30 protein-coding genes are annotated in these 25,320 nt (G+C 66.3%); 10 read left to right on the top strand and 20 right to left on the bottom strand.

Translation table 11 applies throughout. The annotated features are described in order from the left end of the window. Window positions 1-107: 107 nt before the first annotated feature. Entirely contained in the window at window positions 108-1,514 is a 1,407-nt protein-coding gene (gene lpdA / locus ACP7C5_RS09715; RefSeq protein ID WP_426264078.1) for a dihydrolipoyl dehydrogenase, read from the top strand. Between the two features lie 283 nt (window positions 1,515-1,797). Here lpdA and ACP7C5_RS09720 read toward each other — a convergent pair whose 3' ends face one another. After that, window positions 1,798-2,520, bottom strand: coding sequence for a YoaK family protein (locus ACP7C5_RS09720; RefSeq protein WP_426264079.1), 723 nt, complete (start codon window positions 2,518-2,520; stop codon window positions 1,798-1,800). A 51-nt stretch (window positions 2,521-2,571) separates the two neighbouring features. Between ACP7C5_RS09720 and ACP7C5_RS09725 the strand changes: the two genes are divergently transcribed. Then, window positions 2,572-2,856 carry a hypothetical protein gene (locus ACP7C5_RS09725; protein WP_189675816.1) on the top strand — a complete coding sequence of 95 codons (285 nt, stop codon included), beginning with the start codon at window positions 2,572-2,574 and terminating at the stop codon, window positions 2,854-2,856. A gap of 70 nt (window positions 2,857-2,926) precedes the next feature. After that, window positions 2,927-3,556: a trimeric intracellular cation channel family protein gene (locus ACP7C5_RS09730; protein ID WP_133186482.1), complete on the top strand. Its 630-nt coding sequence runs from the start codon at window positions 2,927-2,929 to the stop codon at window positions 3,554-3,556. Window positions 3,557-3,563: 7 nt separating this feature from the next. Here the strand turns inward: ACP7C5_RS09730 and ACP7C5_RS09735 are convergent, their stop codons facing one another. Continuing rightward, on the bottom strand, window positions 3,564-4,370 hold the full coding sequence (locus ACP7C5_RS09735) for an energy transducer TonB (RefSeq protein ID WP_426264080.1): 807 nt from the start codon (window positions 4,368-4,370) through the stop codon (window positions 3,564-3,566). Window positions 4,371-4,470: 100 nt separating this feature from the next. Here ACP7C5_RS09735 and uvrA point away from each other — a divergent pair, with 100 nt between their 5' ends. Continuing rightward, a complete protein-coding gene (uvrA, locus tag ACP7C5_RS09740; protein ID WP_426264081.1) occupies window positions 4,471-7,350 on the top strand; it encodes an excinuclease ABC subunit UvrA in 2,880 nt (959 codons plus the stop codon). Window positions 7,351-7,428: 78 nt separating this feature from the next. Here uvrA and ACP7C5_RS09745 read toward each other — a convergent pair whose 3' ends face one another. The 4 genes from ACP7C5_RS09745 to ACP7C5_RS09760 all read right to left on the bottom strand — a co-directional run bounded on the left by ACP7C5_RS09745 (window position 7,429) and on the right by ACP7C5_RS09760 (window position 10,043). Then, complete coding sequence (locus ACP7C5_RS09745) at window positions 7,429-8,478, bottom strand: beta family protein (protein WP_426264082.1); 1,050 nt, start codon at window positions 8,476-8,478, stop codon at window positions 7,429-7,431. Window position 8,479: 1 nt separating this feature from the next. Continuing rightward, complete coding sequence (locus ACP7C5_RS09750; protein ID WP_426264083.1) at window positions 8,480-8,968, bottom strand: ImmA/IrrE family metallo-endopeptidase; 489 nt, start codon at window positions 8,966-8,968, stop codon at window positions 8,480-8,482. Continuing rightward, the gene (locus ACP7C5_RS09755) at window positions 8,961-9,182 is read right to left on the bottom strand and encodes a hypothetical protein (protein ID WP_426264084.1); all 222 of its coding nucleotides are present in this window, start codon (window positions 9,180-9,182) and stop codon (window positions 8,961-8,963) included. The genes ACP7C5_RS09750 and ACP7C5_RS09755 overlap by 8 nt, the downstream gene beginning before the upstream one ends. Before the next feature lie 258 nt (window positions 9,183-9,440). Beyond that, on the bottom strand, window positions 9,441-10,043 hold the full coding sequence (locus ACP7C5_RS09760; RefSeq protein ID WP_426264085.1) for a hypothetical protein: 603 nt from the start codon (window positions 10,041-10,043) through the stop codon (window positions 9,441-9,443). 309 nt (window positions 10,044-10,352) lie between these two features. On the opposite strand from ACP7C5_RS09760, the gene ACP7C5_RS09765 reads away from it, so the two are divergent. From ACP7C5_RS09765 to ACP7C5_RS09775, 3 genes are all read left to right on the top strand, one after another. Continuing rightward, the gene (locus tag ACP7C5_RS09765; protein WP_426264086.1) at window positions 10,353-11,090 is read left to right on the top strand and encodes a hypothetical protein; all 738 of its coding nucleotides are present in this window, start codon (window positions 10,353-10,355) and stop codon (window positions 11,088-11,090) included. Between the two features lie 166 nt (window positions 11,091-11,256). Next, a complete protein-coding gene (locus ACP7C5_RS09770) occupies window positions 11,257-11,691 on the top strand; it encodes a hypothetical protein (protein ID WP_206365622.1) in 435 nt (144 codons plus the stop codon). Window positions 11,692-11,751: 60 nt separating this feature from the next. Then, window positions 11,752-12,138 (top strand): hypothetical protein, encoded by a 387-nt coding sequence (locus tag ACP7C5_RS09775; protein WP_426264087.1) that lies wholly within the window; start codon window positions 11,752-11,754, stop codon window positions 12,136-12,138. 25 nt (window positions 12,139-12,163) lie between these two features. On the opposite strand, the gene ACP7C5_RS09780 is transcribed toward ACP7C5_RS09775, so the two are convergent. Further along, window positions 12,164-12,808: a TMEM175 family protein gene (locus ACP7C5_RS09780; protein ID WP_426264088.1), complete on the bottom strand. Its 645-nt coding sequence runs from the start codon at window positions 12,806-12,808 to the stop codon at window positions 12,164-12,166. Between the two features lie 93 nt (window positions 12,809-12,901). Between ACP7C5_RS09780 and hslV the strand changes: the two genes are divergently transcribed. Both hslV and hslU read left to right on the top strand, forming a co-directional pair. Beyond that, complete coding sequence (hslV, locus tag ACP7C5_RS09785; RefSeq protein WP_426264089.1) at window positions 12,902-13,456, top strand: ATP-dependent protease subunit HslV; 555 nt, start codon at window positions 12,902-12,904, stop codon at window positions 13,454-13,456. 96 nt (window positions 13,457-13,552) lie between these two features. Next, the gene (hslU, locus tag ACP7C5_RS09790; protein WP_426264090.1) at window positions 13,553-14,848 is read left to right on the top strand and encodes an ATP-dependent protease ATPase subunit HslU; all 1,296 of its coding nucleotides are present in this window, start codon (window positions 13,553-13,555) and stop codon (window positions 14,846-14,848) included. A gap of 194 nt (window positions 14,849-15,042) precedes the next feature. On the opposite strand, the gene ACP7C5_RS09795 is transcribed toward hslU, so the two are convergent. The 13 genes from ACP7C5_RS09795 to ACP7C5_RS09855 all read right to left on the bottom strand — a co-directional run bounded on the left by ACP7C5_RS09795 (window position 15,043) and on the right by ACP7C5_RS09855 (window position 24,418). Continuing rightward, on the bottom strand, window positions 15,043-15,414 hold the full coding sequence (locus tag ACP7C5_RS09795) for a hypothetical protein (RefSeq protein ID WP_426264091.1): 372 nt from the start codon (window positions 15,412-15,414) through the stop codon (window positions 15,043-15,045). Next, complete coding sequence (locus ACP7C5_RS09800) at window positions 15,411-15,818, bottom strand: hypothetical protein (protein WP_426264092.1); 408 nt, start codon at window positions 15,816-15,818, stop codon at window positions 15,411-15,413. Before ACP7C5_RS09800 ends, ACP7C5_RS09795 begins: the two co-directional genes overlap by 4 nt. Window positions 15,819-15,875: 57 nt before the next feature. Continuing rightward, window positions 15,876-16,604, bottom strand: a complete 729-nt coding sequence (gloB, locus tag ACP7C5_RS09805) for a hydroxyacylglutathione hydrolase (protein ID WP_426264093.1) — start codon at window positions 16,602-16,604, stop codon at window positions 15,876-15,878. After that, a complete protein-coding gene (locus ACP7C5_RS09810) occupies window positions 16,604-17,020 on the bottom strand; it encodes a VOC family protein (RefSeq protein ID WP_426264094.1) in 417 nt (138 codons plus the stop codon). Before ACP7C5_RS09810 ends, gloB begins: the two co-directional genes overlap by 1 nt. Before the next feature lie 76 nt (window positions 17,021-17,096). After that, a complete protein-coding gene (locus ACP7C5_RS09815; protein ID WP_426264095.1) occupies window positions 17,097-17,855 on the bottom strand; it encodes a tetratricopeptide repeat protein in 759 nt (252 codons plus the stop codon). Further along, window positions 17,852-18,589: an alpha/beta hydrolase family protein gene (locus ACP7C5_RS09820; RefSeq protein ID WP_426264096.1), complete on the bottom strand. Its 738-nt coding sequence runs from the start codon at window positions 18,587-18,589 to the stop codon at window positions 17,852-17,854. The genes ACP7C5_RS09815 and ACP7C5_RS09820 overlap by 4 nt, the downstream gene beginning before the upstream one ends. Before the next feature lie 179 nt (window positions 18,590-18,768). Beyond that, on the bottom strand, window positions 18,769-19,680 hold the full coding sequence (locus tag ACP7C5_RS09825; RefSeq protein ID WP_426264097.1) for an alpha/beta fold hydrolase: 912 nt from the start codon (window positions 19,678-19,680) through the stop codon (window positions 18,769-18,771). Next, complete coding sequence (locus ACP7C5_RS09830; RefSeq protein ID WP_133186518.1) at window positions 19,677-19,886, bottom strand: helix-turn-helix transcriptional regulator; 210 nt, start codon at window positions 19,884-19,886, stop codon at window positions 19,677-19,679. Before ACP7C5_RS09830 ends, ACP7C5_RS09825 begins: the two co-directional genes overlap by 4 nt. Further along, a complete protein-coding gene (locus ACP7C5_RS09835; RefSeq protein WP_426264098.1) occupies window positions 19,883-20,302 on the bottom strand; it encodes a hypothetical protein in 420 nt (139 codons plus the stop codon). Before ACP7C5_RS09835 ends, ACP7C5_RS09830 begins: the two co-directional genes overlap by 4 nt. Beyond that, window positions 20,299-20,706 (bottom strand): hypothetical protein, encoded by a 408-nt coding sequence (locus ACP7C5_RS09840; RefSeq protein WP_426264099.1) that lies wholly within the window; start codon window positions 20,704-20,706, stop codon window positions 20,299-20,301. The genes ACP7C5_RS09835 and ACP7C5_RS09840 overlap by 4 nt, the downstream gene beginning before the upstream one ends. A gap of 221 nt (window positions 20,707-20,927) precedes the next feature. Next, window positions 20,928-22,547, bottom strand: a complete 1,620-nt coding sequence (locus tag ACP7C5_RS09845) for an NAD(P)/FAD-dependent oxidoreductase (protein ID WP_426264279.1) — start codon at window positions 22,545-22,547, stop codon at window positions 20,928-20,930. A 188-nt stretch (window positions 22,548-22,735) separates the two neighbouring features. Next, window positions 22,736-22,990: a DUF6356 family protein gene (locus ACP7C5_RS09850; RefSeq protein WP_133186524.1), complete on the bottom strand. Its 255-nt coding sequence runs from the start codon at window positions 22,988-22,990 to the stop codon at window positions 22,736-22,738. 18 nt (window positions 22,991-23,008) lie between these two features. Continuing rightward, window positions 23,009-24,418, bottom strand: a complete 1,410-nt coding sequence (locus ACP7C5_RS09855; protein WP_426264100.1) for a UDP-N-acetylmuramate--L-alanine ligase — start codon at window positions 24,416-24,418, stop codon at window positions 23,009-23,011. Window positions 24,419-24,464: 46 nt separating this feature from the next. Here ACP7C5_RS09855 and ACP7C5_RS09860 point away from each other — a divergent pair, with 46 nt between their 5' ends. Next, window positions 24,465-25,280, top strand: coding sequence for an LD-carboxypeptidase (locus ACP7C5_RS09860; protein WP_426264101.1), 816 nt, complete (start codon window positions 24,465-24,467; stop codon window positions 25,278-25,280). Window positions 25,281-25,320: the final 40 nt, after the last annotated feature.

Below are 25,320 nucleotides of genomic sequence, written 5' to 3' on the forward strand. Positions count from 1 at the left end.
CACCTACCCATATTCCGTTCGTGCTGAGCTTGCCGAAGCACTGTCCTTGTCTGTCGGACGGAAGAGAAGGCAGCCCCTCGGCAAGCTCGGGGCGAACGGAGTGACACATGGCTGACTACGATTACGACGTCCTCATCATCGGCTCGGGCCCCGGCGGCTACGTCGCGGCGATCCGCGCCGCCCAGCTCGGCCTGCGCACTGCCTGCGTCGAATCGCGCGAGACGTTAGGCGGCACCTGCCTCAACGTCGGCTGCATCCCGTCGAAGGCGCTGCTCCACGCGAGCGAGTATTTCGACGCCGCCGCCAACGGCACGATGGCCAAACTCGGCATCAAGGTCACGCCCGAGCTCGACCTTCCGCAGATGCACGCGCAGCGGCTCGACGCGGTCAACCAGCTGACCGGCGGCATCGCTTTCCTGTTCAAGAAGAACAAGGTCACCTGGCTCAAGGGCCGCGGCGCGTTCGTCGATGCGCACACCGTCCAGGTCGGCGAGCAGACCGTCACCGCCAAGGACATCGTCATCGCGACGGGCTCGTCGGTCACCCCGCTGCCGGGCGTCACCGTCGACCAGAAGGTCGTCGTCGATTCGACCGGCGCGCTCGAGCTCGACAAGGTGCCCGAGCATATGGTCGTGATCGGCGGCGGCGTGATCGGGCTCGAGCTCGGTAGCGTGTGGCGCCGGCTCGGCGCACGCGTCACCTGCGTCGAGTATCTCGACCAGATCCTCCCCGGCTTCGACGGCGATATCCGCAAAGAATCGAACAAGGTCTTCAAGAAGCAGGGCATCGAATTCAAGCTCTCAACCAAGGTCACCGGCGTCACCGTCAACGGCGACAAGGCGACACTGACGGTCGAGCCGTCGGCCGGCGGCCCAGCCGAGACGATCGAAGCGGATTGCGTGCTCGTGTCGATCGGGCGTCGTCCCAACACCGACGGCCTCGCGCTCGAGAACGCCGGCCTCTCGACCAACCCGCGGGGCCAGATCGACACCGACCACCGCTTCCAGACGAGCGTCCCCGGCGTATGGGCGATCGGCGACGTGATTCCGGGCCCGATGCTCGCGCACAAGGCCGAGGACGAAGGCATTGCGGTCGCCGAGAACATCGCGGGCCACACCGGCATCGTGAACCACGCGGTCATCCCGAGCGTCGTCTACACCTGGCCCGAGATCGCCGGCGTCGGCCTCACCGAGGAAGTCGCGCGCGAGCAGGCGACCAAGAACGGCGGCGAGATCAAGGTCGGCAAGTTCCCGATGGCGGGCAACAGCCGCGCCAAGACCAATCATGATCCCGACGGCTTCGTGAAGATCATCGCCGATGCCAAGTCCGATCGCGTGCTCGGCGTCTGGGCGATCGCGGTGCCCGCGGGCACGATGATCGCCGAGGCGGCTTTGGGCATGGAGATGGGCGCGACGAGCGAGGACATCGCCTACACCTGCCATGCGCATCCGACGCATAGCGAGGCGATGAAGGAAGCCGCGATGGCGGTGAGAGGGAAGGCGATACACGTCTGAGTCTGATCGCGCCAAGCCGTAGCAAAGCTACGGCGCGGCCCCGCCGCGATCAGACCGGCCGGCGGCGCCCGAAGCGCCGACCGACGGCGTGGCTTTGCCACGCCGCTGCCAACCAGGAAGCCAACCGACCACGCCCCCCGTTCCCCGGCGAAGGCCGGGGCCCAGTAGCAAGGGCGGTGGTAAGCGAGCGGTGTCGCGCGATCGTCACCCCAAGCACGACTGGGCCCCGGCCTTCGCCGGGGAACGCCTCGGTTGCATCTGCTCGGTCGGGGGGAAGGTACCGCTAAGCCGTATCGCGCTGCGTAGCCCGCGCCCCAACCGTCAGCACCGCCGCCGCCCCCGCCGCGATCCACAGCGCGCCGGTCCCGTACGCCGCATAACACCGCGCGCCCGTGATCACCCCCGCGCCGAACCCCAGCCACAACCCAAGATAGCGCGCCCAGTCCCAGCGTGGTCCTTCGCCCATCAGCGCGGCGGCGAGCCCCTGGCCGATCCGCACCAGCGCGCCGGTCATGTACGTCAGCCCGATGCTGACCTCGCCATCGCGCGTGAACACGCCGTTCTCCGCCCCCATCGCGGTCGCCAGCAGCAGCAGCGGCACGATGACCGGATGATATGGCGCAAACAGCGCCGCGCCGCCGAGCAGCAGCGTGACGAGCGCCATCACCGCAACGCGCTGATGGTGCGGCCGCGAACGTCCGATGATCGCCGCCGCCACCACGCCGCTGACGAAGCTCAAAATCAACCCGGCCCCGATCCGCGCGTCGTTGCTCGCCCCGGTGGCGAGCGACACGCCGAGCCGCGTCGTATTGCCGCTCATGAACGAAGCGAAGAAGCCGCCCATGCTCGAATAGGCCAGCGCATCGACGAACCCCGCCAACCCGGTGAGGCACGCTGCAAAGAGGAGGGTGGAGCGCTGATACCGTCGCATCGCGCGACCATGCCCGATGCCCCGCGCCGATGCCAGCGTCGCGCTCGCTGCGCAGGCGGAACGATCCGCGCGCACGGCGGTTTTCCCGCGCGTACCATCACGGTACGTGTCCAACAGGGGTTACCGATGAAAAAGACGATGATCGCGGCGCTGGCGCTGGTCGCACTGCCGCTCGCCGCATGCGGCGGCAATGGCGACGGCAAACTCGCCAAGCAAGTCGAGAAGGCTGCCGACAACCGCGCCGACGCGATGGAGGCCAACGCCAAGGACCTCGAGGAGCAGGCCAAGCAGGAGCGCAAGACCGGCGACGAGCGCGCCGACGCGATCCGCGCCGCCGATGTCAACGCAAGCGCGATGACGCCCGAACAGCGCGGCGAAGTCGTCGCCAACGAAGCGGCGGCCGTCCGCTGATCGCTGCGGCGCGCGACCCTGTGTCGCGCGCCGCATTCCCTCGCGCGCCTTGCGCGGGTAGAGCGCTGCGATGCCCTCGCAATTTCCCTGGCAATTCGGCTCTGCGCTGCCCTGGCTCGATCTGTTCGGGATCGCCGTGTTCGCGATCACCGGTGCGCTCGCCGCAATCCGCCATCGCCAGACGCTTGTCACCGCCACCTTCTTCGCGCTGATTACCGGGGTCGGCGGCGGATCGGTGCGCGACCTGCTGATCGGCGCGCCGGTCTTCTGGGTGCATGACCGCTTCGTCGCGGGGATCTGCCTCGCGGTCGCTGTACTGGTGTGGACGACGCCCGAGCGCTGGTGGAAGGGCACTGCGCTCGACTGGCTCGATGCGGTGGGCTTGGCCGCCTATGCCGTGTTCGGCGCGGCGAAGGCCCTCGCGTTCGGCATCCCGCCGGTGCCGGCGGCGCTGATGGGCGTGGTGACGGCGTGCATCGGCGGCGTCATCCGAGACGTGCTCGCGGGCGAGCCGTCGATCTTGATGCGGCCGGAATTGTATGTGACCGCGGCGGCGCTGGCGTCGGGGTCGTATGTCGTGCTGGTGAGCGCGGGCATCTCGCCAAGCCTCGCCGCGCCGATCGCCGCTGCGTGCGGTTTTGCACTCCGCGCGGCGGCCATCAGGTGGCGGCTGGCGTTGCCAGCCTATGGCCGGGGCTAACGGTCGCTCAGGGCAGTCGCCAATTCACGTAACGCATCGCGTGCACCGTCGTCGGCTTTCCGTCGTAGCCGAGCGGCGGGGCATATCGCCCCCGCTTGGTAACGGCCGCACACGAGGCCAGGTCGAGCGACTTCGATCCACTCGATTGAATGATCCGACAATCGCCGACCTTTCCGTCGGGCTGGATTGCCCAGATCATCATTGTGGTGCCTGCGCTGCCCGCTGAGAGCGCTTCGGACGGATAGTCGTCAGTCGTGATCCAGCCCGCCATTGGTGTAAGCGGCGTTGGCAATGGCGCCTTGTCGCGCTCGGACGGGTCGACACCCCATTGTTTCAGCAAATCGTCCTGGCACGCCCGGAGCGCCGCGGCGGCGCTCTTCATTCCGGGCACCGCGAAGCTCGTGCGGGCTCCGTCGGCCGATGCGATCGTCAGCGCTGAAGAGGTTTGCACGGCCGCAGCGCCGTCTTGCTCGGTCCGGAGGGTCGTGACGATCTGGTTTCTCGCCTTCACATCGTAAACCGAGACGGTGCTGTCGATTGCCTGGCCCGACGGCTGGAGTAGCAACTGGGCTTTAAGGGAGCGTGCACGGGTGGTGGTGGCGCCCGACGAAAGGGTGACGATCTCCAACGCATCGCCCAGTGGCCACGGTTTGAATCCCAGCGTCCTGCGTGCCTGTCCATCTCCATAGTCGCGCGACAGGATGCACGCCGCATCGGCATATTCGACGGTCCATTTGCCGGTCGGCTGCAATGGGACCTCGGCGGGCGCGGGACCCCCGAGCGCGAGCAGCGCTGCAATCAGCATCGTCTTCATAGCTTGCCCCCAAACCTTGTCGTTGCGAGTTTAACGCCCCATCTCGCCCCTGCAACCGGTCGCTTGCGCCATCCGAACAAATCTGGAACAAACCGCTCCCATGCTGACTCATATTTCCGTGCGCGGCGCGCGCGAGCACAATCTCAAGGACGTCTCGGTCGATATCCCGCGCGATACGCTGACGGTCATCACCGGGCTGTCGGGCAGCGGCAAGTCGAGCCTCGCCTTCGACACGATCTACGCGGAAGGCCAGCGGCGTTACGTAGAGTCGCTCAGCGCCTATGCCCGCCAGTTCCTCGAGCTGATGCAGAAGCCCGACGTCGATCACATCGAGGGCCTCTCCCCCGCGATCAGCATCGAGCAGAAGACCACCAGCCGCAATCCGCGCTCGACCGTGGCGACCGTCACCGAGATCTACGATTACATGCGCCTGCTGTGGGCGCGCGTCGGGATCCCGTATTCCCCCGCGACCGGCGAGCCGATCGCCGCGCAGACCGTCAGCCAGATGGTCGACCGCGTGATGGCGCTTCCCGAGGGCACGCGGCTGTACCTGCTCGCCCCGGTCGTGCGCGGCCGCAAGGGCGAGTATAAGAAGGAACTGCTCGAGTGGCAGAAGGCCGGCTTCACCCGCGTCCGCATCGACGGCGAGATATACGAGATCGACGAAGCCCCCGCGATCGACAAGAAGTACAAGCATGACCTCGAGGTCGTCGTCGACCGCCTCGTCATCGGCCCCGACATCGCGACGCGTCTGGCCGAAAGCTTCGAGGCCGCGCTGAAGCTCGCCGACGGGCTGGCCTATGTCGACCCCGCCGACCCGGTCGAGCCGCACACCCCCAAGAACGAAGTGCTCGGCGACAACGCGCCCCCCGGCCGCATCGTGTTCAGCGAGAAGTTCGCCTGCCCGGTGTCGGGCTTCACCATCGCCGAGATCGAGCCGCGGCTCTTCTCGTTCAACGCGCCGCAGGGTGCGTGCCCGGCGTGCGATGGCCTCGGCGAAAAGATGCTGTTCGACGAGGAGCTCGTCGTCCCCAACCATGCGCTCAGCATCAAGAAGGGCGCGGTCGTGCCCTGGGCCAAGTCCAACCCGCCGTCGCCGTACTACATGCAGGTGCTCGGCAGCCTCGCGCGCGAGTATAAGTTCGAGCTCGACACGCCGTGGGAAGACCTGCCCGAAACCGCGCGCGACACGATCCTCTACGGCACCAAGGGCAAGGCGGTCACGCTGACCTTCATCGACGGCAAGAAGTCGTACGACGTCAAGAAGCCGTTCGAGGGTGTGATCGGCAACCTCAACCGCCGCATGCTCTCGACCGAGAGCGCGTGGATGCGCGAGGAGCTGAGCAAGTACCAGTCCTCCGCCGCGTGCGAAGTCTGCAAGGGCGCGCGGCTCAAGCCCGAGGCGCTCGCGGTCAAGATCGGCATGCGCGACATCTCGAGCGTCACGCGCCTGTCGGTGGTCGATGCGCTCGCCTGGTTCGAGCAGGTCCCGAGCCAGCTCGGCGACCAGCAGAATGCGATTGCCGAGCGCATCCTCAAGGAGATCCTCGAGCGGATCGGCTTCCTCAACAATGTCGGGCTCGATTACCTCAACCTCGATCGCACCTCGGGCACGCTGTCGGGCGGCGAATCGCAGCGCATCCGTCTTGCGTCGCAGATCGGCAGCGGCCTGTCGGGCGTGCTCTACGTGCTCGACGAGCCCTCGATCGGCCTGCACCAGCGCGACAACGACATGCTGCTCAAGACCCTTCGCCGGCTCCGCGATCTCGGCAACACCGTGCTCGTCGTCGAGCATGACGAGGACGCGATCCGCACCGCCGACTATGTCATCGACATGGGGCCGGGCGCCGGCGTCCATGGCGGCCACATCGTCGCGCAAGGCACCTTCGAGGAAGTCCTCGCCAACGAGAACAGCATCACCGCCGACTATCTCTCGGGGCGCCGCGAAGTCGCCGTCCCCAAGACCCGGCGCAAAGGCAACGGCAAGAAGATCACCGTCCACAACGCCACCGCCAACAACCTCAAGGGCGTGACGGCGAGCCTCCCGCTCGGCACCTTCACCTGCATCACCGGCGTCTCGGGGTCGGGCAAGTCGAGCTTCACGATCGACACGCTGTTCGCCGCCGCCTCGCGCACGCTCAACGGCGCGCGCATCGTCCAGGGCAAGCACGACAAGATCACCGGCCTGCAATATCTCGACAAGGTCATCGACATCGACCAGTCGCCGATCGGCCGCACCCCGCGCTCGAACCCGGCGACCTATACCGGCAGCTTCACCCAGATCCGCGACTGGTTCGCCGGCCTCCCCGAAAGCTTAGCCCGCGGCTACAAGCCCGGGCGCTTCAGCTTCAACGTCAAGGGCGGCCGCTGCGAGGCGTGCCAGGGCGACGGGCTGCTCAAGATCGAGATGCACTTCCTCCCCGACGTCTATGTGACGTGCGACGTCTGCCACGGCGAGCGCTACAATCGCGAGACGCTCGAGGTGAAGTTCAAGGGCAAGAGCATCGCCGACGTGCTCGACATGACGGTCGAGGATGCGGTCGAATTCTTCAAGGCGGTCCCGCCGATCCGCGACAAGATGGCGATGCTGCAGGAAGTGGGCCTCGGCTACGTCAAGGTCGGCCAGCAGGCGACGACGCTGTCGGGCGGCGAGGCGCAGCGCGTCAAGCTCGCCAAGGAACTGTCGCGCCGCGCCACCGGGCAGACGCTGTATATTCTGGACGAGCCGACGACGGGGCTGCATTTCGAGGACGTGCGCAAGCTGCTCGAAGTGCTCCACCAGCTGGTCGAGCAGGGGAATACGGTGGTGGTGATCGAGCATAACCTCGACGTCATCAAGACCGCGGATTGGGTGCTCGACCTTGGGCCCGAGGGGGGCGTGAAGGGCGGCGAGATCGTCGCGCAGGGGACGCCTGAGGTTGTGGCGAAGGCGAAGGGGTCGTTTACTGGGAAGTATTTGGCGCCGTTGTTGAAAGGATAAGGCGCGGAAGAAGTGGTATTGTCTATTGGGTAAGCAACGAAGAAGCAATATCCACGTGACAATCGAGTCTTTGCCGATTCAATCCTCGTATGGCGCTTCGTCGGTGGGCAGAATGCTCGTAGCTCCCGACTGGATAGTCATATGAATATTGACTCTAGCCTGTGTAGCTACTTGTAGGCCTGTTACCCCAGTCCCTGGGAAGTCCGTCGTTGCTGCGATCGTTTGCTTTCCCCAAGAATCAGGTGTCGACGCGAAGCAGGGGTGATGTTGCGCTTCCCAAGCCATTTCAGAGAATCCGGGATCATTGTCGGGATCGGCCCGAAAAATCTCCCATGAGGAAATCTTCGGAACGTCGATTCGCGACGGGATGTTGCCACCGCCGCCTGAAAGTGGAGGGCGGGTGCTTGCCCAATCGCCGTATGTTAAGTCGGCCTGCTGAAATCTCTGACGCATCGCGGCGAACAACCGCCTTTCCATCGCCATTTCTTCCATATTGCCCACGATGTGAGAAAAGCTGTCAGGGAAAGAACTCGACATGACAACGATTTCTGAGTTCGGGAGCGCAACCAAGATTCTTTCCAGTGTGGGCAACGACCAAGCTTCTAGCGCTAGGTAATCTCGTGACCATCCAGCATCAACGACGATCACTGTATCATGGGGTAACGGCGGTAAACCCAGTATCAAATCGGAAAGTGGTATGGCCGATCCGCGGCGCTGATGGATAATTAGTCCGCGGTCCAAATCTGCTGCATTGCCGATTTGAAGCAGGAGATTGTCCGGGGAGGTTGGCGGAATGAGCACCGGTACAGCGCCGGGAATAGAATCTACGGTTTCGTAGAAATGACGATGTCCTTGGTGGCTCTCGAACAAGTCGTCGAACTCTGATTGGGCTTCACGAGGATTTGGATGTGCTCGGCGCTGGGCATCTAGCGCAAACCCGAATGGCTGGCCGGCAGTTGCTTCACGAATCCTATCGATCGTCAGAGAGAAATGGTTTGCGTGAGGCCAAGGGCGAGCCTGAAAAATAGGAAACACGGTTGCCTTGACGTCAGGAAATAGCGTTCGATACGCTCCGACCTCCGCGACTCCCGTTTTCAATAAGGCTACATACTGTTTGAGCTGAAGCAAATTATCCCACCCGTATACTCATCGCCTGCTTTGAAACGCCAAATTCTTCCGCAAGTTGTGATATGCTGTCGTCATTTAAATTCTTAGCGTGTTTCGCCATAGCTACGCTAACTGCTTGACTGGGCATAACGATATCTGCGGCTAGCCGGTTGGCTTCCGCCTCCATTCTCGATGAGAGTGTTGATCGATAAAGAACAGAGTCGACTATTCCAGAATTTATGCGATCTCTGTGGATAAGGTAATGCGCAATTTCATGAGCAATAGTGAAACGTTGACGTTCCTTGGATTCAAATCGATTAATCTTTATAACGAAACCATCGCCGTCAGGCTGGATTAAGCCGGATATGTTTACAGGCAGCGTCGCTATTACCACTCGCAAGCCCAGTGCAGTCGCCAAGGCACCTACTTTTACGGGTGTCTGAGTGGTAAATTCGCGTAATACGTCAAGGTCGGAATCGTCGATGCGATGACTGAAGCTAAAATCAGTCATTGTAGGGGGTTTCGTCTTTAGCAGGCTCTTTCAGTCCTTCGATGCCACTGTAAGCGATATCGGCGAATAGAGCCTCCAGTTCCTTTCTCAACGGCCCTTCCTTTTCCAACTGCTTCGAGAAGTATTCCACCGAGTGGGAGCGGAGCTTATTTTCCAATGTGCTCCATCCAATAACGCCTGCTGCTGCGACGAAGAAGCCAAGAACTGTAATCATCAATCCTAAAGCTGTGAGCGTAATTGAGATAAAGTCGCTATACTTTATGTCGTCAATTGACGGTAGCAGGGGAGTATGAGCTAAATGCAATATAATCGTTGTCACTGCACCAACGCAGGCGGCTACAATGCAGAGAGCAAAAAATTTAGCGTGGCAGCCATAAAGGCTAAGCTAGATGCTATTTTTTTCTTTGGCAATGTGACCCGCAGGATCTGCTCGCCGCCGCCCCGCGTCGCTAGTCGAGCACGAGGCTCGGCCTCAAACAAAAGGCTCCATCACCCCGCTAACCACCAACAACCCACAAACCCCCGCGAGCATCGCCACATTCGCCCGCCGCCCCTTCACCAGCAGCAGCGCGATCAGCAGGCCGAGCACCCCGAACCCGCTCACCAGATACACCAGCACCACCAGCCCGTTCCCCACCGGCTCCACCACCTCGGGCCGCGGGTGGAGCGCGTCGAGCACGACGCCCCCGGCCCAGCTCGCCACATTCGCGGTGAGCAGCCCGCCGATCACCAGCCGGTTCTGCTTGTCGTACCATTCGTCGAACTCGGGCCAGTCCTCGGGCGTGTCGGGAAAGATCAGCGTCGCCGCGAGATAATAGACGCCGACCATCGCCAGCACGCTGAGCAGCGTGACGTAATTCGCGCTGATCTGCTCGCGCGCATCGAAGGCGAGCAGCCAGAAGCTCGTCAGGTCGAGCATCACCACCAGCCCGAGCAACGGCGTCAGCCAGCCGATCCGCACCGGCCGCGCGCCGCGCTTCAATTTCAACGCACGCGAAAAGCCGTTGAGCACCGCGGCGAGCGCCAGGCCCAGCACCAGGCCGAACAGCGTGAACACCAAACCAAATGGACTCATCGTGATTTCCCCCCGGATATCAGGGGGAAGGCTAGCGCGGCCGAGGCGGGGCGTCGAGTCTTGCGCGCTGCGGGGAGGGGGGGCGCAGCAAAGCCGCGCTGCGGCACCACACCGTCTGCCGCTGTGGCAAACCCCGGTCGTCGGCCAACGCTGTCGCGCCGCCGTCCGGGCCACGGCGGGGGCGCTCGTCGCTTGCTACGCAAAAGCCTCGGCGGCGCGGCGTAAAAAAATCTTGCGGATGGGGCTGTCCTACAGCGCTATGTTCTGTATATGTTCCGAATCCTCGCTACCCATGGAGAGGACCGACTCATGCCGTCAGACTCGACCCAGCCGCCATCCGACACCGCGCCCGTGCGCGATCCCGCGTCCGATCACCCCGCGCCCCCGCAAACCCCCGACGCGCCACCCCAGCCGCGCACCCACCACGATCCGCATGCCGCAATCAGGGCGCGGATCCGCAAGCTCCAGGGTGCCGAGGCGGCGCGCGCGCGCGAGGCCGCGCCCCATCCCGCGCGCGCGCCGGAGCCCGCCCCGAAGCGCCGTCGCCGCGCGAACGGCATGGTGTGGCGCGACGTCTCCGCGACCGGCTGGACGACCGACAAGCAGCGTGCCTTTCTCGAACATCTCGCGACGCACGGCTGCGTCAGCCACGCCGCAGCGCATGTCGGCCTGTCGAAGCAATCGGCCTATGCGTTGCGCCACCGCGGTGGGCGCACGATGTTCGCGCTCGCCTGGGACGTCGCGGTCCGCTCGGCGCGCAAAGCGCTGCTCGACGAAGCGTTGGAGCGCGCCTTTGCCGGGCGGTCGCTGCCCGTCTGGTATCGCGGCGAGCACGTCGGCGAGCGCATCGTCCATAACGACCGGCTGCTGATGCAATTGCTCGCGCATCCCTTCGAGCCGATCGATTCGGCGTATGACGCGGCGTCGCTGGCGCAGGCCTGGCCGACGTTGCTCGCGCAGGTCGATGCCGAGTTGCCGTTCGACGTGAAGATGCTGCGCACGCGCGACGCCGATCAGGACGAAAACGGAAACGATGACGAGCGATAAGGACAGCTCCGGGGGTCAATCGAGTCAAGCGCGCACGCTTCGTCGCACGCTCCCGACCGTATCGCGCGCCGTGCGGCATCGCTCCGCCGCGCGGCGGGGCGGCGTCGGCGGGCAACCTTATCGCCGCCCGCGCATTGCGCTTGGATACGATAACAGGAGGATTCGAATGCGCACCCTCACTCTCGGCCTGTTGGCCGCATGTACCTTGGTCGCCGGCTGCGACGAATATGGCGACAGTTACGGCGGCGGCCCGCGCCGCGGATATGGCGGCGGCTATTCGCAATACGATTACGACCGGCCCGATCCGGCGTATAACGGCTACGATGCCTCGCGTTATTACCGCGACGACAACCGCCGCTATCAGGAGCGCCGGCTGAGCAACAACGACCGCGTCTATCGCGGCAGCGACGGGCGTTACTATTGCCGCCACAGCGACGGTACGACCGGTCTGGTCGTCGGCGGGATCGCGGGCGGCGCGCTCGGCGCGGCGATCGCACCGGGTGGTTCGGGCGTGCTCGGTGCACTGCTCGGTGCCGCCGGCGGCGCGCTGGCCGGCCAGGCGATCGACAAGGACAGCACGCGCGACGCGCGCTGCCGCTAACTTCCCCGCGCGCGGCGGCCCCGGTCGCCGCGCGCCCGATTTTGCAGAATGAGATGTGACATGGCCAAGACCCAGCTTCCCAAAAGCGCCATCAAGCGCGCCCCCGCGCCGCAGGCCGCCAGCGCCACGCCTGCGATCAGCCGCACTGCGGCCTGGTCGATCGGCGCGGTCGTCGTCGCGGCTGGCGCCGGGGTCGCCGCGTTCCTGACGCGCGGGCGGATCGCGAGCGCGCTCGCCAAGGCGTCGGGAACGGCCGAGGGGCATGTGCCGACCGACCTGCTCGATCCCAAGCGCAATGCCGACGACCGCGCGATCGCCGATTTCCGCCCCGACATGGATGCGGTGATGACCGCCGCCGAGCGCGAGGCGCTGCGCCCGCCGGTCGGCAAGCCGTCGATCACCGCGTCGAACGGCTCGATGAACGCGATGACCGCGCCCGCCAATTGAGCGGGTGCCGCGCCCGCAGGCTGGCTCAGGCCGCCGTGCGGGCGAAGCGGCGATGGACTTGCCGCCGCAGGATCGCCTGCCACAAGGGGATCGTCAGCAGCCCCATCTGGCTGAGCGGCGCGATGAAGAAGGCAAGGCCGAACGACGCCGTCGCGCCGAGCACCACGCCGATGCCGCGGATGCGGACCTGGGCGATCGCCTCGGCTGCGGTGTCGGCGCGGACGATACCCGGGCTGGTGGTGCGATAGGTCACCCACATGCTGAGCAGCCCGGTGACGATCAGCGTCAGCGCATAGAGCGCCGAGGGGACGAGCGTCCCCAGATTGGCGCTCATGAACGCGGTCGCGAAGGGCGTGAACACGATCGCGCAGAGCATCAGGATATTGGGCGCGAGCAGCTTGTCCGAATAGCGCCCCGCCAGAGCGAAGGCGCGGTGATGCCCGGTCCAGAACGCCGCGATGACGAAGAAGCTGACGAAGAAGCCGAACAAGCTCGGGCCGAGATCGGCGAGCGCTTGGAGAAAGGCGGCGGGCGACGCCCCATGTGGCAGATGCGGCGGGTGCACCTCGATGATCAGCAGCGTGATCGCGATCGCGAACACGGCGTCGGAAAAGAAGATCAGCCGCTCGAGCGGGTGATCGGGCCCTGCATGGCCGTGCTGGTCGCTCATACGTATCGTTCCCCCGCGCCTCCTATCGCCGAGCAGGGCGCGCCGACGCAAGCCGGATTGCACAGGGCGACCCCGCATCCCATATCGCCCTCCATGAGCGAGAACAAAATTGTGTGGCACGGCACCACGATCCTCTCCGTGCGCAAGAATGGGCGCGTCATCGTCGCCGGCGACGGCCAGGTGACGCAGGGCCAGACCGTGATGAAACCCAATGCGAAGAAGGTGCGGCGGCTGGGCGACGGATCGGTGATCGGCGGCTTCGCCGGCGCGACCGCGGATGCCTTCACGCTGTTCGAGCGGCTCGAGCGCAAGCTTGAGCAGCATCACGGGCAATTGCTGCGTAGCGCGGTCGAGCTCGCCAAGGACTGGCGGACCGATAAATATCTGCGCAACCTCGAGGCGATGATGATCGTCGCCGACAAGGACGTGACGCTGATCCTGACGGGCAATGGCGACGTGCTCGAGCCCGAGGCCGGGATCGCCGCGATCGGATCGGGCGGCAATTTCGCGCTCGCCGCAGCGCGCGCACTGGCGGATTACGAAGCCGATGCCGAGACGATCGCGCGCAAGGCGATGGGAATTGCAGGCGAGCTGTGCGTCTATACCAACGACCGGCTAACCGTCGAAGGGCTCGACACGAGCGCGTGATGCGCGTCGCCCCGGCGGAGGCCGGGGCCGCTAGGCTCTAGCGCGCGCCCTTGCACCATAGCGGCCCCGGCCTCCGCCGGGGCGACGGAAGCAGAGATGAACCAGGACCTCACCCCCAAAGCCATCGTCGCCGCGCTCGACGCGCACATCATCGGCCAGGCCGACGCCAAGCGCGCGGTCGCGGTCGCGATGCGCAACCGCTGGCGCCGCCAGCAGCTCGCACCCGATCTGCGCGACGAGGTGTCCCCCAAGAACATCCTGATGATCGGACCGACCGGTTGCGGCAAGACCGAGATCAGCCGACGGCTGGCCAAGCTCGCCGACGCGCCGTTCATCAAGGTCGAGGCGACCAAGTTCACCGAAGTCGGCTATGTCGGCCGCGACGTCGAACAGATTGCGCGCGACCTGGTCGAGGAAGCGATCCGGCTCGAGAAGGAGCGGCGGCGCGGCGCGGTGAAGGACAAGGCCGAGGAAGCCGCGATGGCGCGCCTGCTCGACGCGCTGACCGGCAAGGGCGCGAGCGAGGCGACACGCGAGGCGTTCCGCCAGCGGCTGCACGACGGCCATCTGCGCGACACCGAGATCGAGATCGAACTCGAGGCGGCGCCCGCGATGCCGTTCGAAATGCCCGGTGGCGGCGCGCAGATGATCAACCTGTCCGAGATGATGGGCAAGGCGTTCGGCGGCGGCCAGCTCAAGCGCCGCAAGCTGAGCGTGCCCGCCGCCTGGGACAAGCTCGTCGAGGAAGAGGCCGACAAGCGGCTCGACCAGGACGAACTCAGCCGCGCCGCGATCGCCGATGCCGAGGCGAACGGAATCGTCTTCCTCGACGAGATCGACAAGATCGCGGTGAGCGACGGGCGCGGCGGATCGGTCAGCCGCGAGGGCGTGCAGCGCGATCTCCTACCGCTGATCGAGGGAACGACGGTCGCGACCAAATACGGGCCGATGAAGACCGATCATGTGCTCTTCATCGCGAGCGGCGCGTTCCATGTGGCCAAGCCGTCCGACCTGTTGCCCGAGCTGCAGGGCCGCCTGCCGATCCGCGTCGAATTGAAGGCGCTGACCGAGGACGATTTCGTCGCGATCCTCTCCGACACCAAGGCGTCGCTGACGCAGCAATATGTCGCGCTGATCGCGACCGAGGGCGTCGGCGTCGAGTTCACCGCGGATGGTATCCGCGCCGTCGCGCGGATCGCCGCCGAAGTGAATGGCGAGATCGAGAATATCGGTGCGCGGCGCTTGCAGACGGTGATGGAAAAGCTGCTCGAGGATGTCAGCTTCAATGCCGAGGATCGCGGTGGCGAGACCGTGGTGGTGGATGCGGCGTATGTCGAAACGCATCTGGCGAGCATCGCGCGCAATACCGACCTCAGCCGGTTCGTGCTCTAACAAGGCGGGGCATCGTCTTCGCCTTCAAGACTGTCGCAGCCCCTCGCGTTCGCCCTGAGCCTGTCGAAGGGCACTTCGCCGCTTGCGCAAGGGGGAGGGGTGCGGCGGGGCTTCGACAGGCTCAGCCCGAACGGGTCTGGAGTGGCGCGCTTTAGCGAGGCTGCGGCGGCTTCGCCCTGGAAACGGCCCGGTTCCTACCGCGGCTTGTCCCACGGCACGAAGCTCCCCAGCCGACACCGCGGCCCAGGGATCGTGCTGCCCGTGCGTTCGAGCGTGTAGAATTGATCGTTGCGGCACAATTGCGCACCATAGACCTCGGTAACGACGATCGCATCGTCGTCGAGCCCGGGGCAGCCATTGGGCAAATCGTTGCGCCACATCCGGCTACCGTCGCGGTACAGCAGGATGCGGTCACCGATAACCTGCGGTGCGCCGACCCGGCTGGGCGAAACGCAGGTCTCGGGCTTGCCCGGCGTTCGGCCCGCAAGCGCCTTGGCGAGATCCTTCGCATCGTCCGATGCGGTAGACCCGCCCAGCGCCGCCACCAGCAGCAGCCCGCGGATCACGGCCTGCGATAGGGGACGAAGTCGCCGAAGCTGCAGCTTCCGCTCGGCGTGCTCGTGATGAGATCGGCCGTCCGCACGATATCGCCGCGGCAGAATTGGCTGCCGAAGGTCTTGGTGATGATCGCATCGCCACGCCGCAGCCCGAAACAGCCGCCGCCGGTATCGTTGACCATCACGTCGTTGCGGCCGTTCTTGTAGAGGATCCTGTCGCCGACGCGCGTCGAGTCGCGATACCGGAAGGTGTCGATGCAGCTTTGCGGCTTGCCCGGCACGAGGCCGGCAAGCTGCTTGTCGAGCTCGACCTGATCGCGCGCCGCTTCACGTGCGCGATACTCTTTGGAGTCGGCGGACAGCGCGGCGCTCGCGCCAGCCAGCACGATCAGCGGAAGGATGAAGCGGAACATGCGATCGGTCCTTTTCAAAACGCTTGCGGCCCCATCCGCGTCATACCGCAGATACGGCTAGAATGCATCCTTGGCTGCACGTCGTTCCGCGAGCTGGTCGGCCGATGTCGCACGCAGGAACGGGTTGGTCGCGAGCTCGAGCGCGATCGTCGTCGGGACGGTCGGTTCGCCCGCTGCGCGCTGCGCATCGACCGTAGCCATCCGTTCGGTGACGGCCTGATTGTCGGGCTCGGCAGCGGCGGCGTAGCGGCCGTTCGACTGCGTATATTCGTGCGCGCAATAGACGATCGTCTCGGGCGGTAGCGCAGCAAGGCGCTGCATGTTGCCGTACATCTGCGCGGCATCGCCCTCAAACAGCCGCCCGCAGCCCATCGCGAACAGCGTGTCGCCGCTGAACAGTGCAGCGTCGTCGGCGATGTAGAACACGATGTGCCCGGCGGTGTGGCCAGGCGTCTCGATCACGCGCGCGACATGCGTGCCGATGCGCACCGAATCGCCTTCGCGCACGCCGTAATCGAGCGTCGGGATCTTGCCCGCTTCGGCGGCGGGGCCACTAACCACCGCGCCGAGCGCCTTGATCGCGGCATTGCCGCCGGTGTGATCGGGGTGCCAGTGCGTGTTCCAGATCTGCGAGATCGTCCAGCCGCGCGCCTCGGCCGCGGCGAGCACGGGGGCGGCGTCGCTCGGATCGATCACCACGGTCTCGTCGGAGACGGGATCGTGCACCAGCCAGACATAATTGTCGCTCAGTGCCGGGATGCGGACGATCTCGAGCGCGCCTGCCATCACCATTCGCCGGTGTTGGGCATCGACGCCCACGGCTCGGCCGGCGCCAGCGCGCCGCCTTCCTGGAGCAGTTCGATCGAGATGTTGTCGGGGGTGCGGACGAACGCCATGTGGCCGTCGCGCGGCGGGCGATTGATCGTCACGCCGCCGTCGTGCAACCGCTGGCACGTCTCGTAGATATTATCGACGTGGTAGGCGAGATGCCCGAAATTGCGCCCGCCGGTATAGGGTTCGGGATCCCAATTGTGCGTCAGCTCGACCTGCGCGTCATGGTCGCCGGGGGCGGCGAGGAAGATCAGCGTGAAGCGGCCCTTCTCGCTGTCCATCCGCCGCACTTCCTCGAGCCCGAGCAGCTTGAAGAACGCGATCGTCCCATCGGGATCGGTGACGCGGATCATGGTGTGGAGATATTTCATCGGCGCGCTCCATTGTGCTTTGCGCCGAGATAGGCGCGCGCGAGCAGCGATGCCACCCCGACGCGTTCCAAAAGCGTCAGGGCTTGGCGGTGAACTGCAGCAATGCGGCGGCGGCGGCCTTTCCGGCGGCGCTGTCGGGCCGCAGCGTGACCGCTTGCTGCCACGCGGCCCGCGCGCCGGCTTCGTCCTTCGCGAACGCCGCGATATTGCCCGCCTCGAGCTGGACCGCTGGGTCGTCGCTGCCGCGCCGCAGCGCTTCGGCGATGTCGTGCTGCGCGCGGACGATCTGGCTCTGGCGCCGCGCGAGCGTCGCCGAGAGCAGCCAAGCGAGCGGGTCTTCGGGCACCTCGGCAAGCGCGCGGTCGAGATCGTCGCGCGCACCGTCGAGATCGCCCCCGGCAACCATCGCGCGCGCGCGGTCGAGATGCGCTTCGCCCAGCGGCAGCCCGCTCAGCGAGCCGCCCGCGAGTGCCGCATCGAGCGCGGCGCGCGCCTTGGTCGCATCGCCCGATGCAAGCCAGGCATTGCCCGCTTGCGCCCAGTAATTGACCGCACGGCCGTCGCCGGCCTTTTCGGCGGCACGCGCGGCGGCATCGAACGCGGTCGCGGCGGCGGGCCAGCGCTGTTCATTGGCATAGGCCATGCCGAGGCACTGCCCGGCAAGAAAACCACCGCCCGCGAGTTGCCATTGTCCGGCTTCGGCTTCGGCCAAGGTCGGGTTGTTGGTCGCCAGATCGAGGCACTTTTCGTAGCGCTGCGACGGCGGCGGGGCGGGCGGGCCGATCGGCGCGGTGGCTTGCGCGAACAACAGCGGGGCGAGCAGCAACGGGGTCATAGATCGGCCATCACACTTTCGAGCGTCGCCTCGAGCAACGCGAGGTCGGCGTCGCGCGACAGGCGGTGGTCGCCTCCCTTCACCAAAGTAAGCTGCACATCGGCTGAACGGAGCTGCTCGACCAGATGGATCGAGCGGTTGGCGGGCACTTCGGTATCGGCCATGCCGTGGAGCAACCGCACCGGCACGTCGATCGCGAGACCCGAGAAGAGCACGCGATTGGCCTCGCCCGACTGCCAGAAGGCGCGAGTATAGACCATCGGCAAATCGGCGTAGCGCCCGACCTTTTCGAGCCGGCCTTCGGACAGGATCGCGAGCTTCTGTTCGACGGTGAAGCCCCAGTCGGTGAAATCGGGCGCCGCCGCGATCCCGACGAGCGCCGCCACCTTTTCGGGATGGTCGCGCGCGACGAGCAGCATCAGCCAGCCGCCCATCGATGATCCGACCAGCACCGCGGGGCCACCTGCGGCTGCGTCGAGCATCGCGACGACATCGTCGCGCCAGCCGGCGAGCGTCTGCTCCTCGAAGTCGCCCTCGCTGCTGCCGCAGCCGCCATAATCGAAGCGCAGATAGGCGCGGCCTTTGCGCTTCGCCCACGCCTCGAGCGCGAGCGCCTTGCTGCCCTCCATGTCCGAGCCATAGCCCGGCAGGAAGACGATCGTCGGGCCGGTGCCCTCGGTCAGATGATAGGCGAGCGCGGGGCGGGCGGGGGTGGGGGAGAGCGTGTCGGTCATGGCGCGGAGGCTTAGCGGAAGATTACGGGAGGGGAAATCGCGCTTTCCTCAGCCTCCCGTTCCCCGGCGCAGGCCGGGGCCCAGTCGCGGGCCGCTGCAGGGAAGCGCTGCGCTCGACCGGCTCCGCACTTCGCTGCTGGGCCCCGGCCTGCGCCGGGGAACAGGGGCGCGTTGGCCCTTTACTTCGCCTCGACGAAGGCGAGCACCGCCGCCTTGAACGCGTTGGGCTGGTCGAGCATCACCATGTGCGCACTCTCGGCAATGTCGGCGAAGGCGATATGCGCCGCGGCGGCGTATTGCTTGCGATAGAAGGCGTCGGCCTTCGCCTTGGGCAACGATGCGGCATTCCACGGATAGAGCATCGTCATCGGCGTCGCGATCGTCGCGAGCGACGGACGCAGGTCGGTCGTCAGATCCTCGTACATCGCCTCGCCGGTGACGCGCGGATCGGCGGCCTTCGCCCAGCCTGACATCGTCACGACGCTGCCGGGCTTGAGCGCGAGTCCGCGCGTCTGCGCCGCGACCATCTCTTCGCTCAGCGGCTTGCCATAGGTCGCGACGATCCCGTCGCGCATCTTGGCGGCATAGGGCGCGACCATCGCGGGCGTCGGATCGACCCCGGGCGGGGCCATGATCACCGCGAAGAACGGCAGCGAATCGACGATCATCAGCCGCGCCAGATCGGTCGGATGCGCTTTTGCCAGCATCAGGCCAACCAGCCCGCCCATCGAATGCCCGACGACCAGCGCATCCTGCAGCTTCTCCGCCGCAATATAACCGTCGAGATCGGCGACGATCCCGTCGAGCACGCCTGGCTGGAGATTGGCCCCCGGATCGTCGCCGCCGAAGCCGTTGACTTGGACCAGGATGACGCGGTGCTTCGAAGCGAGTGCGGGGGCGACCCCGTCCCACACTGCGCGCGGGGAGGCGAGGCCGGGGATAAGGATCACCGGGCTGCCCGTGCCGATCGTCACGATCGAGATATGCGGCAACCGCACCTCGGGTGTCGCCGCAAGCGGCGCCGCGAGGGCGGGCGTGGCGAGAAGCAGTGCGAGCGCGGCAACGAGGCAGGCTTTGACGACAGGCTTCACGCTACATCTCCTTTGGAGGGACTGGCGAAAATCGCTTCGATCGGAAGCTCGAACAGTTCGGCGATGCGGAAGGCGAGCGGGAGCGAGGGATCGTAGCGCCCGGTCTCGATCGCGTTGACGCTTTGGCGCGATACGTCGAGCCGCTCGGCGAGATCGCCCTGGCTCCAGTTGCGCTCGGCGCGGAGCACCTTGAGGCGGTTGATCATGCCGCGTCCTCGCCGCGCCGCTCGATCACGGCGTTGACCGCCGATCCGAGGCCCAGCCCGGCAAACCATGCGATCGGCACGAAGAACAGCGGCACGTGCGGCGCGTGAGCATAGACTTCGAGAAACCCCCAGCCGGTCGCCAGCGTCATCGCAAAGCCCGTCGCGACCAGCGCCTTGCGCACTTCGAGCATCCGCCGATATTCGTCGCGCAGGTCGATCAGATAGCGCCCGATGATCCAGAACACCGCGCTGAGCGGGAACGCGGGGAGCAAGGCGATCAGCCACAGCAGCGGCCCCTCGGCGTGGAGCGCGCGGATCAGGAAGGGCGATGCCCAGACCAGCACGACATAGAGCGCCATCGTCGGGACGAAGCGGCGCAGATAGGCGCGGTCGGCCGGGTCGATGCGGCGGCTCACAGCGCGGCGTCCGCGCCGAACAGGCGATCGGCGCAATTGCCCAGGCCCAATCCGCCAAACCACAGCACGGCGACATAATAGGGCTCGACATGGCCGACCAGGTCGAACGCCTCGAGGAAGCCCCACAAAGTCGCGGCGCTCAGCGCGAAGCCGCTCGCCCACAGCGTCTGGCGGACCATCAGCATGCGCAGATATTCGTCCTGCTCGTCGACCAGATAGCGCCCGATCGCGACGAACACGCCGATGATCGGCAGCGCGGGCAGCACCGCAACGACCCACGCCGCCGGACCGCCAACGAGCTGATGCTTGAAGGCATAGACCGCGCCAAGCAACGCGGCGGCGTACAGCAGCGCCAGCCAGAGCGTGCGGACTTGATAGCGGCGGGCGGCAACGGTGCGCGACATGGAAAGCTCCCTTTCACGTTTGTGAAGGAAGCTTTACAGTCAAGGTCGCTTGTCTGTCAAGTGAGCTTTCCACCCGGTTTGTGCTGCGGGTGTGCCTCTCCATCACCCCGGCCTTGTGCCGGGGTCTACCGGGATGCGCGTACTACAGCGACCGCTCGCGCGGCACGGTGGACCCCGGGACGAGCCCGGGGTGACGACGGGGAGGGCGAACCAACCCGAACTTACGCGCCCATCGCCCGCGCGACCGCCTCCGCCACCTTGATCCCGTCGACTGCAGCCGACAAAATCCCCCCGGCGTACCCGGCGCCTTCGCCCGCCGGGAACAGCCCGGCAGTGTTGAGGCTCTGGAAATCGTCGCCGCGCGTGATGCGGAGCGGCGAGGACGTGCGCGTCTCGACGCCGGTCAGCACCGCGTCGGGATGGTCGTAACCGGGGATCTCGCGGCCGAACTGGACGAGCGCCTCGCGCATCGCGGTCACCGCGAACTCGGGCAGGCATTCCGCGAGATCGGTCATGTGGACGCCGGGCTTGTACGACGGCACGACGCTGGCGAGCTTGGTCGAGGCGCGCCCGGCAAGGAAATCGCCGAGCAATTGCGCCGGCGCGGCATAGGTCGATCCGCCCGCGACGAAGGCGCGCGATTCCCAATGGCGCTGCAGCGCGATGCCGGCGAGCGCGTCGCCGGGATAATCGCGCGCCGGGTCGATCCCGACGACGAGGCCCGAATTGGCGTTGCGCTCGTTGCGCGAATATTGGCTCATCCCGTTGGTCGCGACGCGGCCCTCCTCCGATGTCGCCGCTACCACCGTTCCGCCCGGGCACATGCAGAAGCTGTAGGCGGTGCGGCCGTTCTTGGCGTGGTGCGACAACGCGTAATCGGCCGCGCCGAGGATCGGGTTGCCGGCATTGGGACCGAAGCGCGCATCGTCGATCCACGATTGCGGATGCTCGATGCGGACGCCGATCGAGAAGGGCTTGGCCTCGAGATAGACGCCCTCGTCATGCAGCATCGCAAAGGTGTCGCGCGCGCTGTGGCCGACCGCGAGCACGACCTGTTCGGCTTCCAGATAATCGCCCGTATGCAGGTGCAGCCCGCGCACTTTCCGCGAGCCATCGGCGGCCGTCGCCACGTCTATCCCGTCGACACGAGTCTCGAAGCGATATTCGCCGCCGAGCGCCTCGATCGTCGCGCGCATGCTCTCGACCATCGTGACGAGGCGGAAGGTGCCGATATGCGGGTGCGCCTCGGTCAGGATCTCGGGCGGCGCGCCCGCCTTGACGAACTCGATCAGCACCTTGCGGTCGAGATGCCGCGCGTCCTTGATTCGGCTGTAGAGCTTGCCGTCGGAGAAGGTCCCCGCGCCGCCCTCGCCGAACTGGACGTTTGATTCGGGGTTGAGCACGCTCTTGCGCCACAGCCCCCAAGTGTCCTTGGTGCGTTCGCGCACGACCTTGCCGCGATCGACGATGATCGGCTTGTAGCCCATCTGCGCGAGGATCAGCCCGGCGAACAGGCCGCACGGGCCGGTGCCGATGACGACCGGGCGGGGGCCGCTATAATTCGCGGGGGCCTGGGCGACGAATTTGTACGCCGTGTTCGGCGTCGGCTGGACGTGGCGGTCCTTCTTGAAGCGCGCGAGCACAGGGGCTTCGTTGCGGAGCGTGACGTCGACCGAATAGACGAGCTGGATGTCGCTCTTGATCCGCGCATCGTGTGCACGCCGCGCGATAGAAAAGCGGACGAGGTCGCGCGGGGTGATCCGCAAGCGATTGCGGATCGCGGCGGGCAGTTCCTCGTCGGCGTGATGGAGCGGGAGCTTGAGTTCGGTGATGCGGAGCATCGCGACGCTGTAGCGGGGAAGCGCGCGTTCGGGAATGTAGTTCCTCCCCGGCACGGGGAGGGGGACCGTGAGCATTCAGCGAACGGTGGAGGGGGCTGGCAACGGGCGCAGCGCACGTGGCCCCCCCTCCACCCCTCGGCTGAAGAAGCCGAGCGGTCCCCCTCCCCGTGCCGGGGAGGATTAAGGGGTCAGATCACATATTCGACGGTGCGGCGCTGCAATTCATCCGCGCTCGCCGCCGCGCGCTTCGCCACGATCTGCGCGTTCAACCGCATCACTGTGCGGCTCCCGGTGGTCTTGAACGCGAACGGCAGGAACGCATGCACCACGCCGGCAAGCCCGCCACCGATCATCGTCATGCCAAAGCGCGAGGCGACGAGGAAATGCTCGCCAAAGGTCTCGCCGACCGAGGCGGGGTGATCGAGGAACAGGCGGCGAAACATAAGGCGGCTCCTTGTAGGTCAGCGCAGTCTAGCGGCAATCTGTGGCAACATGTCGGCAGCAAGCTGGCTCAGTGTATCGTCGCGCGCCCCCATTACCACGATCCGGTCGCCGGGTCGCGCCTGCGCAATGATCCACGCGGCGGCATCGGCGCGGTCGGCGAGGTGATGGGCTTGCGGACCGATTTCGGCGACGATGTCGGCGCTGGTCACTTCGCGCGCGACGGTGCCGCCCTGATAGACCGGGTCGGGCAAGACGAGCCGGTCGTCGCCGCCGAGCGCATCGCGGAACATCGCGACCAGTTCGGTCCGCATGACCTTGAGCGGGCCGTAGCCATGCGGCTGGAACAGCACGAGCAGCCGCCCGGGGAAAGCATGCAACGTCGCCAGCGTCGCGGCGATCTTGTCGGGGTTGTGCCCGAAATCGTCGAGCACGGTGACACCGTCAGCCTCGCCGACCAGCTCGAAGCGGCGCTTGAGGCCGGTGAAGCCAGCGATCGCGGCGATTGCTTCGGGAAGCGGCACGCCGGCTGCGCGCGCCGCGCCAAGCGCCGCGAGCGCGTTCGACACGTTGTGCCGCCCCGGAACGGCGAGCCGGACCGCGTGGGTCGCGCCATCGGCGATCAGGTCGAACCCGATGGCGAATGGCTCCGGCGCAAGGTTGCGCGCGCTCAGGTCGGCGTCGGCATCGACCGCGAACGTGACGAGCTTTGCCGGGTCGAGCGTCGATGCGAGCGCGGCGGTTTCGGCGTCCCCGATATTAAGAACCGTCGTCTCGGCCTTGCCTGCGAACTCGCCGAACAGCGCGCGCAACTCCTCGAGCGACTTATGGTCGAGGCTGACATTGTTGAGCACTGCGATCTTCGGCGCATAGAGCGCGATCGACCCGTCGCTCTCATCGACTTCGCTGACGAACGCCTCGCCCGCGCCGACCAGCGCGCTGGCAAACGGCGCATCGGGGCTCGCAAAGTTCTTCATCACCGCGCCGTTCATCACGGTCGGGTCGCGCCCGCAGGCGTGGAGGATCCAGCCGATCATCCCCGTCACGGTCGACTTGCCGCTCGTCCCGGCAACGCCGATCGGCAGCGCGCTCGCGTTGAACAGCGAGGCGAGCAGTTCGGGCCGGCTGAGCCGCTCCGCGCCGACGCGCTCCGCCGACACGATGTCCGCGACGGTCGATTCCACCGCGGCCGATGCGACGACGATTTGTTCGGCCGAGGTCACGCCCGAGCCGTCCTGCGGGAACAGCGTCACGCCCTTTGCGGCAAGATCGGCGAACTTGGCGGGCAGGGCACCGCGATCGAGCGAACGGTCCGAACCCGCCACGCGCGCGCCGCGCCCGGCGAGGATCATCGCGAGCGGCATCATGCCGCTGCCGCCGATGCCTACGAAGAAATAGGGGGCGAAGAAGTATGATTTGCCGTTGCTCATGGCCGGGGGCTATCGCGGGCAGCGACGGAGTGCAACGGAGCTGAACATGCGAATTGGGATCGTGGCACCCGCCAAGGGGATCGACGAAGCACTCGCCTCGCGGGCGCTCGGCCTTGCGGCGGTGGCGATGCCCTCGGTCGATCTCGTCTTCCATCCGCAATGCTTTCTGTCCGACGGCCATTTTGCCGGCCCCGACGCGGCGCGCGCGGCGGCGTTTCTCGAAATCGCCAATGATCCTGCGTTCGACGCGATCTGGTTCGCGCGCGGCGGCTATGGCTCGAACCGCATCCTCAACACCGTCATGCCGCAGCTCGGCGAGGCCGCGCGGCGGAAAACCTATCTCGGCTTTTCGGACATGGGTTTCGTGCTCGGCGCGCTCTATGCCGCCAAGATCGGGCGACCGGCGCACGGCCCGATGATTCTCGATGCGCGGCGCAGCGATGGCGGCTTCGCCTTCGCGCGGGGCTTGCGCTGGCTCGCCTCCAAGGACCGCGCGGTGCTCGAACCCGGGCTCGACGGCCACCCCGCCGCCGCGTTCAACCTCGCGATCCTGACCGCGTTGATCGGCACGCCGTGGCTGCCCGATCTCACCGATCACGTGCTGCTGATCGAGGAAGTGTCCGAACCGCTCTACCGCATCGACCGGATGCTCTTCACGATGGCGCACGCGACGCAGTTGAAGGGGCTGGCGGGCGTGCGGCTCGGCAACGTCACCGATATCCAGGCCAACGAACCGCCGTGGGGCGAAAGCCTCGAGACGATGATCGCGCGCTGGTGCGGCGAGATGGGGGTGCGCTATCTCGGGCGCGCCGAAATTGGCCATGGGGCGGGCAATCACGTCGTCCCGTTCGGCCTGGCGTAGCGCCGCATGGGCGTTGCCCCGCCCGCCAATCTCGGCGATA

This window comes from Sphingomonas sp. PWP1-2 (genome assembly GCF_049898305.1).
GTDB lineage: Bacteria > Pseudomonadota > Alphaproteobacteria > Sphingomonadales > Sphingomonadaceae > Sphingomonas > Sphingomonas glacialis.

Excerpts from the sequence above, each read along its gene's own strand:
- lpdA (WP_426264078.1), top strand. The coding sequence starts at position 108 with ATGGCTGACTACGATTACGACGTCCTCATCATCGGCTCGGGCCCCGGC.
- ACP7C5_RS09725 (WP_189675816.1), top strand. The coding sequence starts at position 2,572 with ATGAAAAAGACGATGATCGCGGCGCTGGCGCTGGTCGCACTGCCGCTC.
- ACP7C5_RS09730 (WP_133186482.1), top strand. The coding sequence starts at position 2,927 with ATGCCCTCGCAATTTCCCTGGCAATTCGGCTCTGCGCTGCCCTGGCTC.
- ACP7C5_RS09735 (WP_426264080.1), bottom strand. The coding sequence starts at position 4,370 with ATGAAGACGATGCTGATTGCAGCGCTGCTCGCGCTCGGGGGTCCCGCG.
- uvrA (WP_426264081.1), top strand. The coding sequence starts at position 4,471 with ATGCTGACTCATATTTCCGTGCGCGGCGCGCGCGAGCACAATCTCAAG.
- ACP7C5_RS09750 (WP_426264083.1), bottom strand. The coding sequence starts at position 8,968 with ATGACTGATTTTAGCTTCAGTCATCGCATCGACGATTCCGACCTTGAC.
- ACP7C5_RS09755 (WP_426264084.1), bottom strand. The coding sequence starts at position 9,182 with ATGATTACAGTTCTTGGCTTCTTCGTCGCAGCAGCAGGCGTTATTGGA.
- ACP7C5_RS09760 (WP_426264085.1), bottom strand. The coding sequence starts at position 10,043 with ATGAGTCCATTTGGTTTGGTGTTCACGCTGTTCGGCCTGGTGCTGGGC.
- ACP7C5_RS09765 (WP_426264086.1), top strand. The coding sequence starts at position 10,353 with ATGCCGTCAGACTCGACCCAGCCGCCATCCGACACCGCGCCCGTGCGC.
- ACP7C5_RS09770 (WP_206365622.1), top strand. The coding sequence starts at position 11,257 with ATGCGCACCCTCACTCTCGGCCTGTTGGCCGCATGTACCTTGGTCGCC.
- ACP7C5_RS09775 (WP_426264087.1), top strand. The coding sequence starts at position 11,752 with ATGGCCAAGACCCAGCTTCCCAAAAGCGCCATCAAGCGCGCCCCCGCG.
- ACP7C5_RS09780 (WP_426264088.1), bottom strand. The coding sequence starts at position 12,808 with ATGAGCGACCAGCACGGCCATGCAGGGCCCGATCACCCGCTCGAGCGG.
- hslV (WP_426264089.1), top strand. The coding sequence starts at position 12,902 with ATGAGCGAGAACAAAATTGTGTGGCACGGCACCACGATCCTCTCCGTG.
- hslU (WP_426264090.1), top strand. The coding sequence starts at position 13,553 with ATGAACCAGGACCTCACCCCCAAAGCCATCGTCGCCGCGCTCGACGCG.
- ACP7C5_RS09800 (WP_426264092.1), bottom strand. The coding sequence starts at position 15,818 with ATGTTCCGCTTCATCCTTCCGCTGATCGTGCTGGCTGGCGCGAGCGCC.
- gloB (WP_426264093.1), bottom strand. The coding sequence starts at position 16,604 with ATGGCAGGCGCGCTCGAGATCGTCCGCATCCCGGCACTGAGCGACAAT.
- ACP7C5_RS09810 (WP_426264094.1), bottom strand. The coding sequence starts at position 17,020 with ATGAAATATCTCCACACCATGATCCGCGTCACCGATCCCGATGGGACG.
- ACP7C5_RS09815 (WP_426264095.1), bottom strand. The coding sequence starts at position 17,855 with ATGACCCCGTTGCTGCTCGCCCCGCTGTTGTTCGCGCAAGCCACCGCG.
- ACP7C5_RS09820 (WP_426264096.1), bottom strand. The coding sequence starts at position 18,589 with ATGACCGACACGCTCTCCCCCACCCCCGCCCGCCCCGCGCTCGCCTAT.
- ACP7C5_RS09830 (WP_133186518.1), bottom strand. The coding sequence starts at position 19,886 with ATGATCAACCGCCTCAAGGTGCTCCGCGCCGAGCGCAACTGGAGCCAG.
- ACP7C5_RS09840 (WP_426264099.1), bottom strand. The coding sequence starts at position 20,706 with ATGTCGCGCACCGTTGCCGCCCGCCGCTATCAAGTCCGCACGCTCTGG.
- ACP7C5_RS09845 (WP_426264279.1), bottom strand. The coding sequence starts at position 22,547 with ATGCTCCGCATCACCGAACTCAAGCTCCCGCTCCATCACGCCGACGAG.
- ACP7C5_RS09850 (WP_133186524.1), bottom strand. The coding sequence starts at position 22,990 with ATGTTTCGCCGCCTGTTCCTCGATCACCCCGCCTCGGTCGGCGAGACC.
- ACP7C5_RS09855 (WP_426264100.1), bottom strand. The coding sequence starts at position 24,418 with ATGAGCAACGGCAAATCATACTTCTTCGCCCCCTATTTCTTCGTAGGC.
- ACP7C5_RS09860 (WP_426264101.1), top strand. The coding sequence starts at position 24,465 with ATGCGAATTGGGATCGTGGCACCCGCCAAGGGGATCGACGAAGCACTC.